The sequence below is a fragment of the Luteibacter sp. 621 genome, from assembly GCF_050435445.1.
In the GTDB taxonomy this organism is placed as follows: domain Bacteria; phylum Pseudomonadota; class Gammaproteobacteria; order Xanthomonadales; family Rhodanobacteraceae; genus Luteibacter.
In genome coordinates this window covers 358,336-372,626 of record NZ_JBNDKI010000003.1, presented here as the reverse complement: position 1 = coordinate 372,626, position 14,291 = coordinate 358,336, and the positions used below count along the sequence as shown (strand labels likewise).

General features: G+C 66.2%; 16 protein-coding genes. 7 read left to right on the top strand and 9 right to left on the bottom strand.

Going from position 1 to position 14,291, the window contains the following annotated elements:
- Positions 1–327: 327 nt before the first annotated feature.
- Positions 328–1,644, top strand: coding sequence for a S8 family serine peptidase (locus tag ABIE56_RS06140; RefSeq protein WP_429242939.1), 1,317 nt, complete (start codon positions 328–330; stop codon positions 1,642–1,644).
- Here ABIE56_RS06140 and ABIE56_RS06135 read toward each other — a convergent pair.
- From ABIE56_RS06135 to wrbA, 4 genes are all read right to left on the bottom strand, one after another.
- A complete protein-coding gene (locus ABIE56_RS06135) occupies positions 1,641–2,126 on the bottom strand; it encodes an asparaginase domain-containing protein (protein ID WP_429242938.1) in 486 nt (161 codons plus the stop codon). The two genes, ABIE56_RS06140 and ABIE56_RS06135, sit on opposite strands and share 4 nt — an antisense overlap.
- A 56-nt stretch (positions 2,127–2,182) precedes the next feature.
- Positions 2,183–3,832: an acyl-CoA dehydrogenase family protein gene (locus ABIE56_RS06130; protein ID WP_429242937.1), complete on the bottom strand. Its 1,650-nt coding sequence runs from the start codon at positions 3,830–3,832 to the stop codon at positions 2,183–2,185.
- 166 nt (positions 3,833–3,998) lie between these two features.
- The gene (locus ABIE56_RS06125; protein WP_429242936.1) at positions 3,999–4,334 is read right to left on the bottom strand and encodes a DUF2069 domain-containing protein; all 336 of its coding nucleotides are present in this window, start codon (positions 4,332–4,334) and stop codon (positions 3,999–4,001) included.
- A complete protein-coding gene (gene wrbA, locus ABIE56_RS06120; RefSeq protein WP_429242935.1) occupies positions 4,331–4,933 on the bottom strand; it encodes an NAD(P)H:quinone oxidoreductase in 603 nt (200 codons plus the stop codon). The genes ABIE56_RS06125 and wrbA overlap by 4 nt, the downstream gene beginning before the upstream one ends.
- Before the next feature lie 81 nt (positions 4,934–5,014).
- Here wrbA and ABIE56_RS06115 point away from each other — a divergent pair, with 81 nt between their 5' ends.
- From ABIE56_RS06115 to ABIE56_RS06105, 3 genes are read left to right on the top strand one after another with little or no spacing between them, the layout of a single operon-like run.
- A complete protein-coding gene (locus ABIE56_RS06115) occupies positions 5,015–6,277 on the top strand; it encodes a YihY family inner membrane protein (protein ID WP_429242934.1) in 1,263 nt (420 codons plus the stop codon).
- Complete coding sequence (locus ABIE56_RS06110) at positions 6,274–6,738, top strand: TlpA family protein disulfide reductase (RefSeq protein ID WP_429242933.1); 465 nt, start codon at positions 6,274–6,276, stop codon at positions 6,736–6,738. Before ABIE56_RS06115 ends, ABIE56_RS06110 begins: the two co-directional genes overlap by 4 nt.
- A gap of 1 nt (position 6,739) precedes the next feature.
- Positions 6,740–7,009: an acylphosphatase gene (locus ABIE56_RS06105; protein ID WP_429242932.1), complete on the top strand. Its 270-nt coding sequence runs from the start codon at positions 6,740–6,742 to the stop codon at positions 7,007–7,009.
- 10 nt (positions 7,010–7,019) lie between these two features.
- Here the strand turns inward: ABIE56_RS06105 and ABIE56_RS06100 are convergent, their stop codons facing one another.
- Positions 7,020–7,457, bottom strand: coding sequence for a copper chaperone PCu(A)C (locus tag ABIE56_RS06100; protein ID WP_429242950.1), 438 nt, complete (start codon positions 7,455–7,457; stop codon positions 7,020–7,022).
- 5 nt (positions 7,458–7,462) lie between these two features.
- Entirely contained in the window at positions 7,463–8,074 is a 612-nt protein-coding gene (locus tag ABIE56_RS06095; RefSeq protein WP_429242931.1) for an SCO family protein, read from the bottom strand.
- Between the two features lie 81 nt (positions 8,075–8,155).
- On the opposite strand from ABIE56_RS06095, the gene ABIE56_RS06090 reads away from it, so the two are divergent.
- The gene (locus ABIE56_RS06090; RefSeq protein ID WP_429242930.1) at positions 8,156–8,536 is read left to right on the top strand and encodes a DUF423 domain-containing protein; all 381 of its coding nucleotides are present in this window, start codon (positions 8,156–8,158) and stop codon (positions 8,534–8,536) included.
- A gap of 58 nt (positions 8,537–8,594) precedes the next feature.
- On the opposite strand, the gene ABIE56_RS06085 is transcribed toward ABIE56_RS06090, so the two are convergent.
- From ABIE56_RS06085 to ABIE56_RS06075, 3 genes are read right to left on the bottom strand one after another with little or no spacing between them, the layout of a single operon-like run.
- Positions 8,595–8,777 (bottom strand): Arc family DNA binding domain-containing protein, encoded by a 183-nt coding sequence (locus tag ABIE56_RS06085; protein ID WP_429242929.1) that lies wholly within the window; start codon positions 8,775–8,777, stop codon positions 8,595–8,597.
- Between the two features lie 3 nt (positions 8,778–8,780).
- Complete coding sequence (locus ABIE56_RS06080) at positions 8,781–9,650, bottom strand: SPFH domain-containing protein (RefSeq protein ID WP_429242928.1); 870 nt, start codon at positions 9,648–9,650, stop codon at positions 8,781–8,783.
- A 53-nt stretch (positions 9,651–9,703) separates the two neighbouring features.
- Positions 9,704–11,206, bottom strand: coding sequence for a transglutaminase-like domain-containing protein (locus ABIE56_RS06075; RefSeq protein WP_429242927.1), 1,503 nt, complete (start codon positions 11,204–11,206; stop codon positions 9,704–9,706).
- Positions 11,207–11,332: 126 nt separating this feature from the next.
- Between ABIE56_RS06075 and purT the strand changes: the two genes are divergently transcribed.
- Together purT and ABIE56_RS06065 are read left to right on the top strand one after the other, a co-directional pair.
- Positions 11,333–12,514 carry a formate-dependent phosphoribosylglycinamide formyltransferase gene (purT, locus tag ABIE56_RS06070; protein WP_429242926.1) on the top strand — a complete coding sequence of 394 codons (1,182 nt, stop codon included), beginning with the start codon at positions 11,333–11,335 and terminating at the stop codon, positions 12,512–12,514.
- 65 nt (positions 12,515–12,579) lie between these two features.
- Positions 12,580–14,289 (top strand): hypothetical protein, encoded by a 1,710-nt coding sequence (locus ABIE56_RS06065; RefSeq protein ID WP_429242925.1) that lies wholly within the window; start codon positions 12,580–12,582, stop codon positions 14,287–14,289.
- The last annotated feature ends 2 nt before the right edge of the window (positions 14,290–14,291 follow it).

Below are 14,291 nucleotides of genomic sequence, written 5' to 3'. Positions count from 1 at the left end.
GCTGCGCCTGCGTAATGTCTTTACGTCCCATGGTTCACCTCGTTCTGGCTGTGAATCCTACCGGGGTGTCCAGAAAGATTAGACCACCACAGGGCACCGACGGCTCTGTGCCTCAACACCACCAGAGCGAGGCGGCGCAGCCTCTAGAAACACGCATTCGCCCAAAGCGAATGAACCGCTCCAATGGCAGGCCATTTCGCACATGCGCACGGGTGGCATGCCATCGCAACGGGCGTTACAGGACCACGTGATAAAGCGGGCACCGTCGCCTACGCGACATCGCCACGAGTTCCTACCGTGGAATCTCCATCCACGGAGTCCCCACCCATGTACCGACACTGCCTCGCGCTTTGCCTCGCCTTGTTCACCACCACACCCACTCACGCCACGCAATTCATCGTGCGCTTCGCCGACCAGGCATCTGCCGCCGCGGCGAGGATGCCGGCCGAAAACACCACGCGGCGCAAGCGTGCTATCGATGCAGGCCAGCCGAGGCACATCGCCATGCTTGCCACCGGCGCCGATGTGTTTGAGATCGAAGACGGTAACGCAGCGCACTTCGCGCGGCTGCCCGGTGTCATCAGCGTGGAAGAAGATCGCATCATCCGTCCCGCGGCGTTGCCCGATCCGCTCTATTCACGCCAATGGTCACTACATGACCCCAGGGCCGGTATCGATGCCGAGGTTGCGTGGAAGCATACGCGCGGGCAAGGCGCGGTCATCGCCGTACTCGATACGGGCAGCACGCCGCACGCCGAGCTGGATGGACAGCTCTTGCCGGGCTATGACTTCATCAGCGATGCGGCGCGAGCGCGCGACGGCGATGGCCGCGACCCCGACGCGACCGACGAAGGCGACTGGGAAGACCCTGGCGATTGCGGTCGTCGGGCGGGCGCTCGCTCCTCGTGGCATGGCACGCATGTCATGGCGCTCGCCGGGGCCAGGCAAGGGAACCGGCTGGGCATCGTCGGTGTGGCGCCTGAAGCGAAGATCATTCCAGTGCGCGTGTTGGGCCACTGTGGTGGCCGCCTGTCGGACATGATCGATGCGCTTGCGTGGGTGTCGGGTGGTGAGGTGGCGGGGGTGCCACCGCTCGAGCGGCGGCCCGATGTCATCAACCTGAGCCTCAGCACCACCGGCGCGTGTGGTGACGCGCTCGCGGATGCGCTGGCGCAGGCGCGAGCCCGGGGTGTCGCGGTCGTTGCGGCTGCGGGCAATGACGGCGCGGATGCACATGCCGTTACGCCAGCCAACTGCCCAGGGGTGATCACCGTGGCCGGGTTGGATCGTCATGCATCGCTTGCCTGGTACTCGAACCACGGCGAAGCGGTGACGCTGGCTGCGCCGGGTGGGTCGCTGAGCGGGGTGCGCACGGATGACCTTATTTCGGCTGTCGACCAGGGCGCTCGTACCCGCTGGCGGAGTGTCTTCGGTTACCTGGCGGGGACATCCATGGCCGCGCCGCTGGTCAGCGGCGTGGTGGCGTTGATGCGTTCGGCAGATCCCGCTCTGAGCGTCGCCGACGTCACGCGCCACCTGATCGATAACGCGAGGCCCGCGCGTTGCCCACGCCTGTGCGGCGCGGGTTTGCTTGACGCTGGCGCGACGCTCGATGCAGTCGCGCAGGAGAAAGCGCGCCGTTAGACAGCTTCGAAGCGATTCGCGTCGCGGTTCTTGCGGACCTTCTTGGGGTCCCATACGCGGCCATTCATGGCGATGTACACGCCATCATCCAGTGTTTGCACGGCGCCGACGGCGCAGCCGATGTTGAACACCGCATCGGAACCCTGGAAGCGGGCGGGGTTCAGGGCGCCGGTGAGGACGATGACCTTGCCGGGGATGCCCTCGAGCACGGCGGCCGTCTCGACCATCGTGTCCGTGCCGTGGGTGACCAGTACGTGGCGGTGCGGCTGGGCCTCGATGGTGCTGCGCATGAGCGCGCGGTCTTCATCGGTGACGTGCAGGCTGTCCTTGCGCAGGATGGGGATCACGTCGAAACGGAACGCCACGCCCAGCTGGGTCAGGATCTCGCCGATCTGCGGGGAGCCGATCTGGTAATCCGACTTGTCGTCGAAATAGACCTTGTCGATGGTGCCGCCGGTGGTGACGATGGTGAGATGCTGCATGGGATGACCTGGGAAGCGTGGCGAAGCGGGGCGCCATTCTACCGCCCCGGCGGCGCTTACGTCGCAGAGGCCCCCGTCGCGAGCAGGATATCGTCGTCATTCGCAGGCAGGGCAAGGCGATCCAGCCCGCGCGCCATGAACCGGCGGCAGGCCGCTGCCGGGCGCGTATCGCCCGCGGCATGCCCCCAGCCGGCCGAACGGGCGAGCAGCGCCGCCGCCATGCAGCGTGCCAGCGTGAAGGCGATGCCGCGGGCGGAGGCCTCCAGCGATGCGCGGTCGCCAACGACGTCGCCAAGCAGCGCCTCCGTGGTGTCGAGCGTAGCCAGGATCGTCTGGCGTTCGGCGGTGTCCGCAGGCAGGAGCTGCTGCACGGCGGTGCGCAACGGGGCGACCCCGCTGGTACCCAGGGCCCGCAACATGTCCAGCGAGAGCACGTTGGTCGTGCCTTCCCATATCGCATACACCTGCGCGTCGCGCAGTAGCTGGGGCAGGCCGGTGTCTTCGATGTAGCCCGCGCCACCGAAGCACTCCAGCGCCTCGGAGACCACGCCGATCGATGCCTTGGCGGTCCATAGCTTGGCCAGGGGCGTCAGCAGGCGGAGCAGGGCCTGTTCATGGGCCTCGCCCTGGCCGCGCTCGGTGCGGCCCAGCAGTTCGGCCACGTAAAACGCGAGCGAGAAGGCGCCCTCGAACGTGGCCTGCATGTCGGCGAGGGTGCGCGCGTGCAGTGGCTGGTCGATCAGGCGCATGCCGAACGCGCTGCGCCGCGTGGCGTAATCGCGGGCCAGTGCGATGCCGCGGGCCATGCTGGCCACGGCGCACACGGCGTTCCACGTTCGCGTCACGTTGAGCATCGGCGCCACCTGGCGCACGCCATGGGCGAGGCCGCCCACCGGTGTAGCGGGCAGGCCATCGATGTGTACTTCGGCGGTCGGAAGTTCGTGCGTGCCCAGCTTCTTCTTCAGCCGGTCGATCGTGATGCCCTGCCATGCGCCGTCGGCGTCTTTGGTCTCTACGTAGAACAGCGCCAGGGCCGACGTTCCGGGGCCCGCACCCTCGGGGCGTGCGAGTGCCAGCGCGGCCTCGCCGACCACGGCGGAGCTGAACCACTTGCGGCCGTGCAGGCGCCACTGGCCATCGGCATCCTGGCGTGCCGTCGTTTCGGTGCGGCCCACGTCCGAGCCGCCGGGCGTTTCGGTCATCCACTGGCCGGAAAGCCAGAATGTGGCAGCGTCGCGGCTCAGGAAATGCGGGAGCGCACGTTCGATCAATGCCTGGTTGCCCGAGGCTTTCAACGCCGTGGCGGCGCCATCCGTCATCGCCAGCGGGCAGCAATAAAACTCACTGGCAGGGTGGTAGAGGTAAACGCGTGCGAATTGTTCCACGCGGGACCACGGCGATTCGCCATGGCCAGTCGCCAGCACGGCGTGCCGCGTGGTCATGACCGGGCCCTCTTCCCATGCGGGCGTGAGGGCGATGCGATCGACCCGGGCGCCCCACGCATCCCATTGGGTCAGTACCGGTTCGGTGCGTGGCGTGCGCTGCCGGCGATCATAAGCATCGAGGGCGTAATCCCCCAGGGCATCCAGATCGGGCGCGCAAGCGGCAAGCCGGTCCACCGGCAAGACATTGCCAAGCCATGCATCCAACACGCGATCTTCGCGAAACGGGTGCGCCAGGCGCGGCGCGTCCTGCAGGAAACCCATCGTGACACCTCTCCATTGGCAGACCCTTCTAGGGTGCACCGTGCGGGGGCGTACGTCGATACGCTGCGCAGCATGGGGGTTTCGCGGCAGGGCGGATCGCGCGCAAGCGCGCTCCTACAGGGGGGCGCCCTGGCTGCTGTAGGAGCGCGCTTGCGCGCGATTCACGTTATCCCCGGCGTACACCCGCGCCGAGCGTTCCGATAAGCAGGAGACAGATGGCGATCTCCACGAACGCCAGCCAACGATCGCCCGTGGAACTCCAGGCCTCAGAGACACCGTGGCAGAAGTAGAACAACGCGAGGATGCCTACCCACAACAGGGCCCTCGTGACGTTGCGCAACGCCAGCAATGGCAGCAGCAGGGGCGGTACCGTGATCAGCAGCGCGACCCACGCGGGGATCGAAACCGGCGGATACGTCGTATACCAGAGCAACTGCACGCCGAGCAGCAGGGCCCATGCGACGAGGCCGGCCTTCTGCAGGCGGGTGGTGGCTGCCCTCATGCAGGGGTGCCAAGGCGGCGGGCCACATCGGCCAGGCGCTTGCCCAGCGCGCGGGCGAGCTGGCGCTCGTCGTCGCTAATGTCGTTGTCACCACGGTGGCCGGCCACGTGGCTTGCCCCATAGGGCGTGCCGCCCGAGGTCGTGGTGGACAGCAACGGCTCGGTGTACGGGATGCCCACGATCAGCATGCCGTGGTGGAGCAGGGGCAGCGCCATGGAGATCAGGGTGGCCTCCTGGCCGCCGTGCATGGTGCTGGTGGAGGTGAACATGGCGGCCGGTTTGCCCGCGAGCGCACCCGATGCCCACTCGGCGCCGGTGGTGTCCAGGAAATACTTCAGGGGTGCGGCCATGTTGCCGAACCGCGTGGGGCTGCCGATGGCCATGCCCACGCATTCCACGAGGTCCGCACGGGTCACGTAAGGTGCGCCTTCCTCCGGTTCAGGCGGCATGGCCGTCTCGGTCACCGGGGCCACCGGTGGTACCTGGCGCAGCCGGGCGCGCATGCCGGGCACCTCCTCGATACCGCGGGCGACAAGGCGGGCAAGCTGGGCCGTGTGGCCCGAACGGCTGTAGTAGAGTACGAGGATGTCGTGAGACATGGACGGGCGCCTTAAGGAAGGCGCTAGTCTCGCAGAACTACGAGGACGTTCCCAATCTTCCGGGACCTACAAAGGATGCCCATGCCGCGCTTCGATCGCGACCGCGCCCTGAGCTTCACCCGTTTTACCTGGCTGCGCTTTGTCGACGACAAGTGCTTCGAGACGGCGGGCGCGCTGTCGTACACCACGCTGGTGTCGCTGGTGCCGCTCACGGTGGCCGTGTTCGCCATCCTTTCGGCGTTCCCGGTGTTCGCCGAGTGGCGCGGCAGCCTGGCGAACTACGCGTTCCAGAATTTCGTGCCAGCCACCGGCATCAAGATCCAGGAATACATGTTGGCGTTTGCCGATAAGGCCAGCCAGCTCACGGGTATTTCCATCCTCGTGATGCTGTTCAGTGCCGTATCGATGATGGTGAGTATTGAGGATCGGCTCAACCGGATCTGGCGCGTGCGCAAGCCACGCGGGTGGGGCTCGCGCCTGTTGCTGTACTGGGCGGCACTTACCCTGGGTCCGATCCTGGTCGTAGGCGGCCTGGTGCTGTCGTCCTATCTCACCGCGCTACCCATGCTGCACGAGGCCGCCGACCAGATCGCCACGCAGGGCGGCCTGCTGAACCTGCTGCCCTTCGTTATCACGTTCATCACCCTGGTACTCATGTACACCATGGTGCCGAATCGCCGCGTGTCCTGGCGGCACGCAGCCATCGGCGCGCTGCTGGGCGCCATCCTGTTCGAGATCGCGCGCTGGGGTTTCACCGAGTTCATCCGCAACGCGCCCACGTATGAAGAGATCTACGGGGCCCTCGCGGCCATCCCGATTTTCCTGCTCTGGATTTACCTGTCGTGGATCATCGTGATCCTGGGTGCCTCCATCGCGGCGTCCATATCGGCCTTTGAATACACGCGCCCGCACGATGCGCTGCCCGAAGGCGCCGAGTTCATTGGCCTGCTGGTGGTGTTGCAGCATTTCGTCAACGCGCAGCGCACGGGTGATAGCGTCGATCCGGCGACGGTCCGCATCAGTGAGCCCTACCTGCCCAGTAACGCCATCGCGTGTTATTTCGAGGACCTGCAGAAGGCCGACATGATCCAGCGCTGCGAATCGGGCGGCTGGATGCTCAGCCGCAGCCTGGATGCCACCGAACTGTTGCGCGTGTACCGTTGCACCCAATACCGCCTGCCGCTGCACCCACGCGAGCAGGTCGATCGGCTGGGCATTCGCCTGCCTGCCGATCTTATGCTCCTGCTGGATCAACTCGCCGTGGCGCTCGATGCCACGCTGGGTGCCCGGCTCGATCAGCTCTTTCCTCCTCCTACCGTCCCCAACGAGGATGTCCCCGCATGATGTCGCGTCTTATCGCCGCCCTGGCGCTTGCTGTTGCCGTACCCGCCATGGCGTCCACCGCCACGCCCGAACTGAAAGTCACCACGCTCGACGGCAAGCCGTTCGACCTGGCGGCACAGCGCGGCAAGTGGGTGGTCGTGAACTACTGGGCTACCTGGTGCGTTCCCTGCATCAAGGAAATGCCGGATATCTCCGCCTTCGTACAGTCGCGCAAGGATGTCACCGCCATAGGCCTGGCCTTCGAGGATACCGATGCGAAGGACATCCGCGAGTTCCTGAGCAAACATGCCGTGGTGTATCCCATCGCCCAGCTCGATGTGATGGCACCGCCCAAGGATTTCGGCACCCCCAAGGGCTTGCCGACCACGTTCCTGATTGCGCCGGATGGCCACGTGGCGAAGCGCTTCGTGGGCCCCGTGGACGCTGCGAAACTCAACGAGGCAATCGCCAAGGGGAAATGAGATGAATGCCGCGCGATTCATCGTGAGGGGTAGGGTGCAGGGCGTGTTCTTCCGCGCATCCACGCGTGAGGTGGCCGTAAAGCTGAAGCTCACCGGCCACGCCCGGAACATGATCGATGGCAGCGTGGAAGTGGTGGCCTACGGCGATTCCGTCGCGCTGGATCAACTCGAGGCGTGGCTGCACGATGGCCCGCCCAGCGCGGATGTGCAGGAGCTCTACCGCGAGGAGATCGGCGCGCACGACGCGCCGGATGCGTTCGTTACCAAATAAGGGTGATCCATCAAGGCCCGGTAGCGTTCGCCGGCCGCGCCACGAACGTCACCGGCAGCTTGCTGCCATCGGACAGTTCAAACGTCACCACCACCTTGTCACCCGGGTTCACCGGGTGCTTCGGCTGCATCAGCATGACGTGGTAGCCGCCCGGCGCGAACGCCACCTTGCCTTTGGCGGGTACCGGCACTTTGTCCACCATTTCCATCCGGCCCATGCCGGTTTCCGTGCTGCTGCGGTGGATCATGGCATCGCCGTAGTCCGCGCTTTCGGCACCCGTGACGGCCATGGCCTTGTCCGAGGTGTTCTCCAGCGTCACGTAGCCGCCCGCGGGCAGGTTGCCCGGTAACACGCGGATCCATGCGCCGCTTGCACTGACAGCGGGTGTTTCTGCCGCATGCGCGGCGCCCGTGGCGAGCAGGGTGGCAACCAGCAGGGTACGCATCATCACGGTCAGGGCTCCATGGAGGTGAGCAGGTGGAGGTCGTGGACAATATCGTCCTGCGACGCGGAAGGCGTCGCGAGCAGGCGTGCCTTGCCGTTGCCATCAAAAATATAGATCGCGGAGCTGTGGCTTACTTCGTAGTTGCCATCGCCGCGATCCGGCTCGCGGGTGAATGCAGAGCGATAGCGCTTGGCAAGGGCTTCCACATCGGCCTGCGAACCCACGAGGCCGACCGCGCGCTTGTCGAACGCATTGACGTAGGCGTGCATGACCTGCGGGGTGTCGCGTGCCGGGTCGACACTGACGAAAAGGATCCGCACCTTGTCGGCCGGCGCGCCAAGGCGATCCAGGACGACGTGCAATTGCGTGAGTGTCAGCGGGCACACATCGGGGCAGTGCGTGTAGCCGAAATACATGATCGCCACCTTGCCGCGGAAATCCGCGCCGGTGACGGCCTTGCCGTTATCGTCGGTCAGGCGGAAGTCGAGGTCGGGCAGGTGGCCTGCCACATCGTTGAGCCGCCATTCCGGCTGCGGTTCGCGCTGGCAGGCGGCCAGCGGTAGCAGGGTGGCGAGGGCGAGCAGGGCCAGGAAGGCCCGGCGGCACAGGGACGGCTTCATGCGACACTCCGGGGAACAATCCGCCGAAGCATACGCCACCACGCCGGGTGCACGGCATGGCCACCCAAGGGAACCACCCGAATGCGACAACCTGTCAGCGCCCCCACAGCGTTCCTTGTCGGCCTGGCGGGCGCCAGTGCCGTCGCCTTCGGTGCGTTCGGCGCGCATGCCTTGCGCGGCAAGGTGGATGCCGATGGCCTGGCGATATGGCACACAGGCGTGGAGTACCACTTCTGGCATGCGCTCGCGCTGTTCGCCGCGGTCCTGGGTTTGCCGCCCGGGCGGCCGCGCAGGGCGGCGCTTGTGCTCTTCGGCACCGGCATCGTGGTGTTTTCAGGCAGCCTGTACGCGCTGGCGCTGGGGGCGCCGCGCTGGTTCGGTGTGATTACGCCGATCGGCGGCGTGGCCTTTATCGCCGGCTGGATAGCCGCGGCGTTGTCTCTGCGCGGCAAGGGCCTGTAGGAGCGCGCTTGCGCGCGATGGGTGCTTGCGGTCCCCCGGATCGCGCGCAAGCGCGCTCCTACAAGGAATCTTCAGAATCTTCTGATGGAGCCTTGAGCCGGCCGGCCCGGCGCAGCGCATCGCGCAGCACGTACTCGATTTGCGCATTCACCGAGCGCAACTCGTCCTCGGACCACTTCTGCATGGCCTCGAGGACGGCCGCGCTGATGCGCAGCGGGTAGGCTTTTTTCTCCGCCGCCACGCGTCAGTTATAAAGCGACCCGGTGTTCACCACCGGCTGGGTGGACCGATCGCCGCAGAGCACGACCAGCAGGTTCGAGACCATGGCGGCCTTGCGTTCTTCATCGAGCTCCACCACACCCTGCGCGCGCAGCTGCTCAAGCGCCATGGCGACCATGCCGACCGCGCCCTCCACGATGCGATTGCGTGCGGCGACAATGGCACTGGCCTGCTGGCGCTGCAGCATGGCCTGCGCGATTTCCTGTGCGTAAGCCAGGTGGCTGATGCGCGCTTCAACCACCTGCACGCCAGCCTTCATCAACCGCGCCTCGACCTCGCGACCCAGGTGGTTATTCACTTCATCACCGTGGCTGCGCAACGAAGGGCGGCCATCGTCGTGCGTATCGTAAGCGTAGCTCTGCGCCATCTGGCGTAGTGCCGATTCGCTCTGGATCTGCACGAAGTTCTCGTAATCGTTCACGCAGAACACGGCTTCGGCGGTATCCACCACTTGCCACACCACGATGGCTGCGATTTCGATGGGGTTGCCATCGTTGTCGTTAACCTTGAGCCGGCTGCTTTCGAAGTTGCGCACACGCAGGCTCACGGGGCGGCGGGAGTAGAACGGGTTGGTCCAGCGCAGGCCTTCGCGGCGCTCGGTGCCGGTATAGCGACCAAACAGCTGCATGACCTGGCCCTGGTTAGGCTGGACCTGGAAGAAGCCTTTCGCGAGGAAGGCCAGGAAGCCGAGTACGAGAGCGCCGCCGAAAGGCATGAGCGGCGCACCGCGCATATCGGCCCCCTTGAGTACAAAGGCCACGGCGGCAAGGCCTGCAAGGATCAGGACGACAAGCGACGGAATGCCGGGCAGTGATGCGGCAGGACGTTCGTTCACGGTGGCGGCCCCCAGGGTAGGTGGGGCGAATGATATCTAAGTGATATCAGAAGTCAATCCGCCCCCGCCGCCCCCTTGCCGCCCCCGACGCCCGCGCCGTCGCCCGAGCTCGGTATCGGCATATCCATGAGGGCCGAGGCTGCCGTCGCACGTTCGATCCGGATACTGCCAAGCACGCTCATGGAGCGGAAAAAGCGCCAGGGGTCGCCGCTGCCGGTGCCCAGGGCGATATGGGTTGAATCGAAACGACGTTGGGCGGAGTCGAAACTCACCCAGCGGTTGCCCAGCCACGCCTGGGTCCAGGCATGCGGAATGAAAACGCGCGACGCGCCGCCGAAGCGATCGACGTACACGATGCCGGTTACCACGCGCGCCGGGATGCCCAGCGAGCGGGCCAGCGCGGTGAGGAGTACGGCATGTTCGGTGCAATCGCCGCGGCGGCTTTTTATCGTTTCCAACGCGGATGCATAGCCCACGTCGAGGCCCTTTTCGTTGATGTAATCGGAAAGGAATGAGCGCAGCCGGCGCATGCGCTGGATGTCGGTCGGCGCATCGCCGACGATGCGCTTGGCCAGGGCCTGTATATCGGGCGAATCCGATTGCACCCATGGATTCGGCGCGGTGTCGTCGAGGCTAGGGCCGGGCTCGTCGCTGCGTGGCACCGCAAAGCCCACGTCCACCTGGAACAGGTCATCGCCCATTTCGTGGACATGCTGCTCGTCGGTTTCGATGAACGGGTTGGGGTGGTTGCCGCGCACGCTGATCAGGTAACGCACTGGCGCCGTGCGCATGTTGGCCATCGGCCGCGGCGCTTCCACCATGGATGCACGCAGCAGATCAACGTCCTGGTCCGGTGCGTTGGCACACGCGGCGTCGCAGGCGGCCATTTCCATGCGGAAACCCAGCAGCGGGGCGATCCCGCGGCGAACTTCGCCCCGGTCGTTCACCCAGGTGTCGACATACTGGGTGTTGTTGGATCCGGCCAGGGTCTGTTTCAGGTGGTGCAAGGTCTCCCGGCCCTGGGGCAGATCCACGGTTTCATCGCCGACGACAAGCACATCGACGGTCGCGACCTGCTGCTTTACCGGGTCGAAATTGCGGGTCTGGTAGGTCGTGCCTGGCCGGAAGCCATGGCGAACCATGGTCAGGCGCTGCCCTTCGACGAGGGCCGCACCGGTGGGCCAGATCAGCAGGTTTACCCGGGACTGGCCACCCACGGTGTTGGCGACCTGGAAAGCGCCATCATCGCGGACCTCGCCCTGGACGAGGTTGTCCTGCGACGACATGGATGACTTCGCATAGAACGCCAGCGGTGCGCCGCCAGCCGATTCCACCGATTTCAGTTCGGTGCGCATCTGCAGCGGCGTCTTGATCCGGGTCAGCCGGAAATCGAGCACCTGCGAGGTCGTGACCTTGTCCGGCCCCGCGTCGCGGTCGATTTTCAGCTTGCCCACCTTGCGGCCGTCGAGCATGACGGTCATCCAGGTTTCCGTGGCCAGCGCGCACGCTGGGGCCAGGCACAGCAGTACGGCGAGAACAGCGCGTGAGCGTCTCATGGGCGTACTTCCGGATTGTCGGGGACAGCTGCATAACACCACGTTCATCGGCTGAGTCAAGTACCCCATTCGTAGGGGTCCCGGCCCCGGTAGAATGGGCGCTTTCACGCCTGGAACCACGCGCCCATGAAAACCTTCGGCACCCCCCAATCGCACACCGCCCTGAGGGTGCTCCTGCTGGGCTCTGGCGAGCTTGGCAAGGACGTGGCGATCGAACTCCAGCGCTTCGCGGTCGAGGTCATTGCGGTGGATCGTTACGCCAACGCGCCGGCCATGCAGGTGGCCCATCGCAGCCACGTGATCGACATGCTCGATGGCGCCGCCCTGCGTGCGCTTATCGAAGAAGAGAAGCCGCACCTCGTCGTGCCCGAGATTGAAGCCATCCACACGCCCACCCTGGTGGCGATGGAAAAGGAAGGCCTGAAGGTGATCCCGACGGCGAAAGCCGCGTGGCTCACGATGGATCGCGAAGGCATCCGTCGCCTTGCGGCGGAAGAGCTAGGCCTGCCTACGTCGCCCTACCGCTTCTGCGATACGCGCGACGCCTTTGACCAGGCCATCGCGGAACTGGGTACCCCGTGCGTGGTGAAGCCGGTGATGAGTTCGTCGGGCAAGGGGCAGAGCGTCGTACGCAGCCCGGCCGATGCGGGCCAGGCGTGGGATTACGCGCAATCCGGTGGCCGCGCGGGCAAGGGACGCGTGATCGTGGAAGGCTTCATCGATTTCGATTACGAGATTACGTTGCTCACCGTGCGCCACCGCGATGGCGTGTCGTTCTGCGCGCCTATCGGCCACCGCCAGGAAGATGGCGATTACCGCGAATCGTGGCAGCCACAGCCCATGAGCGAAAAGGCACGCATCTCCGCCGAACAGCAGGCGGATGCGATTACCCAGGCCTTGGGTGGCTGGGGCGTGTTCGGCGTGGAATTCTTCGTGCGCGGTGATGAGGTGATCTTCTCGGAGGTCAGCCCGCGCCCGCACGATACGGGCCTGGTAACGCTCATTTCGCAGGATCTTTCCGAGTTCGCGCTGCACGCGCGCGCCATCCTTGGCCTGCCTGTGCCCGAAATCCATCTCTTCGCGCCGGCGGCCTCATGCGCCGTGCTCGTCGAGGGGGAAGGCCACGCGCCCACCTACCACGGTATCGCGGAGGCCCTTGCCGAGACCGGCACCATGCTCCGCATCTTCGGCAAGCCCGAGGTGCGCGGCCGCCGCCGCATGGCGGTGACGCTGGCCCGCGCAGGCTCGGTGGACGAGGCGCTGGAAAAAGCGAAGCGGGCGGCCAGCCGCATCCGCGTGGAGCTGTAACGGCCTACAACGTCCGTTCACGCCCGAATGTTAAGCTGGCCCGCTCCTATGGACGATAAATGGCCATGAGCGGACGCCGCGACCACCACGAACGTACCGAGCCTACGCTCGGTCGCCTCGACGACCTCGATAAGCCGGCACCGCCGGTGGACGATGGCTTGCCGCACATTGTTATCGATGAACCGCGCCGTGGTGGCGCCGTGCCGCCGCCACGTTCGCGGCGGCCGCAGCCACCACGCAAGCGCGGCTGGCTTATCCCCGTGCTCGTGCTCGTGCTGATCGGCGTGGGCACCGCCGTGTACCTCCAGCAGGATCGCCTGCGCAACCTGGTGCCCAGCACCGAACTCAACGACACCCTCGCGCAAGCCAATACCGCGCTCGAGGCAGGCAAGCTCGACGGTACCAACGGCGATAGTGCCCGTGAACTTTTCGAGAAAGCCCGCGACCAGCAGCCCGATAGCGACCAGGCTCGCGATGGCCTGCGCCGGGTCGGCCAGGCCGAGGTCGGCCGTGCCGATGCCGCGCTGACGGCGGGCCGCCTCGACGAAGCCGAGGCGGCGCTCAATGTGGCCCGCGAACTGCTGGGCGGCGGTAACGACGTGGAGCAGCTTTCCCAGCGCCTGTCGCAGGCACGCAATCCGCAACAACAGACCGAGTCGCTGGTGGACCGGGCCCAGCAGGCGCTAGCCGCCGGCAAGCTCGATGGTGATGACGGTGCCGGTGCGCTGTACCGCCGCGTGCTGGATGCCGATCGCAACAATGCCGTCGCCGCGCGTGGCCTCGACAAGGTGGGCGATGCCCTGGCCGCGCAGGCTCGCCAGGCGCTTGCCGATAACGATCGGGCAAAAGCGAATGCCATCGTCGATCGCATCGCCCTGCTGGTGCCGGGCTATGGCGATTTGCCCTCGCTGCGCGCCTCGCTGGCTGAAAACCGCAAGCAGGATGACCAGGCCGTCGCCACCCTCGTGCAGCAAGGCAACGAGGCCATGCGCGCAGGCCGCTTCACCGGTGACGGCGATGACAACGCACTGGCACGCTTCCGTGCAGCCCTGGCCGCCGACCCGGATAACGCCGATGCGAAAGCGGGCCTGGGGCAGGTGGCGCAGGCGTTGATCGTGCAGGCTAACGCCGCCATCGATAGCGAAGACGACGACCAGGCCAACCGCCTGCTGGACCAGGCGGCGAAGCTTGCGCCGAAGTCGGCCGAACTGGCCGCGGCCCGTGCGCGTATCGCCGGTGGTGGCAAGGCAACGCCGGTGGCCGCCGCAGGCGGTCAAGCGTTGCCGGTGGCTGGCGACGACACCCCGGCCCAGGCCTCCATGGCGGTAAGCCCCGAACAGAAGGCCCGCGTGGCCGCTCTTGTACGTCGCGCCCAACAAGCAGCTGCGCGTGGCGACATCATGGATCCGCCCGGCGAAAGCGCGTACGACCTCTACCGCAACGCGCTTTCCATCGATGGCAACGACGCCTCCGCCCGCGCCGGCCTGCAAGGGCTGCCGGGGCAGGTGGAAACACAGATGCAGCAGGCGGTGGCCAGCGGTAACGTAAAGCGCGCGGAAGATCTGTACGGCACGCTTTCCGACCTGGCCCCGGGCGACGCCTCGCAGGGCGATATGCGTCACAAGCTCGGTAGCGCATGGATCGATAACGCGTTGCAGCGCGCCTCGCAGGGCGATCGCCAGGGCGCATTCCAGGCGCTTGAACGGGCGCGTCGCTATGCGCCGGACGATCCCCGCCTGCAAAGCGCGTACGAGCGCATTGCCACGGGGCACTGACC

Bases quoted from the DNA above. Each gene is read 5' to 3' on its own strand.
- ABIE56_RS06075 (WP_429242927.1), bottom strand. From the start codon at position 11,206: ATGAGACGCTCACGCGCTGTTCTCGCCGTACTGCTGTGCCTGGCCCCA.
- ABIE56_RS06140 (WP_429242939.1), top strand. From the start codon at position 328: ATGTACCGACACTGCCTCGCGCTTTGCCTCGCCTTGTTCACCACCACA.
- ABIE56_RS06115 (WP_429242934.1), top strand. From the start codon at position 5,015: ATGCCGCGCTTCGATCGCGACCGCGCCCTGAGCTTCACCCGTTTTACC.
- ABIE56_RS06065 (WP_429242925.1), top strand. From the start codon at position 12,580: ATGAGCGGACGCCGCGACCACCACGAACGTACCGAGCCTACGCTCGGT.
- ABIE56_RS06130 (WP_429242937.1), bottom strand. From the start codon at position 3,832: ATGGGTTTCCTGCAGGACGCGCCGCGCCTGGCGCACCCGTTTCGCGAA.
- ABIE56_RS06125 (WP_429242936.1), bottom strand. From the start codon at position 4,334: ATGAGGGCAGCCACCACCCGCCTGCAGAAGGCCGGCCTCGTCGCATGG.
- ABIE56_RS06135 (WP_429242938.1), bottom strand. From the start codon at position 2,126: ATGCAGCATCTCACCATCGTCACCACCGGCGGCACCATCGACAAGGTC.
- ABIE56_RS06110 (WP_429242933.1), top strand. From the start codon at position 6,274: ATGATGTCGCGTCTTATCGCCGCCCTGGCGCTTGCTGTTGCCGTACCC.
- ABIE56_RS06100 (WP_429242950.1), bottom strand. From the start codon at position 7,457: ATGATGCGTACCCTGCTGGTTGCCACCCTGCTCGCCACGGGCGCCGCG.
- ABIE56_RS06090 (WP_429242930.1), top strand. From the start codon at position 8,156: ATGCGACAACCTGTCAGCGCCCCCACAGCGTTCCTTGTCGGCCTGGCG.
- ABIE56_RS06105 (WP_429242932.1), top strand. From the start codon at position 6,740: ATGAATGCCGCGCGATTCATCGTGAGGGGTAGGGTGCAGGGCGTGTTC.
- ABIE56_RS06095 (WP_429242931.1), bottom strand. From the start codon at position 8,074: ATGAAGCCGTCCCTGTGCCGCCGGGCCTTCCTGGCCCTGCTCGCCCTC.
- wrbA (WP_429242935.1), bottom strand. From the start codon at position 4,933: ATGTCTCACGACATCCTCGTACTCTACTACAGCCGTTCGGGCCACACG.
- purT (WP_429242926.1), top strand. From the start codon at position 11,333: ATGAAAACCTTCGGCACCCCCCAATCGCACACCGCCCTGAGGGTGCTC.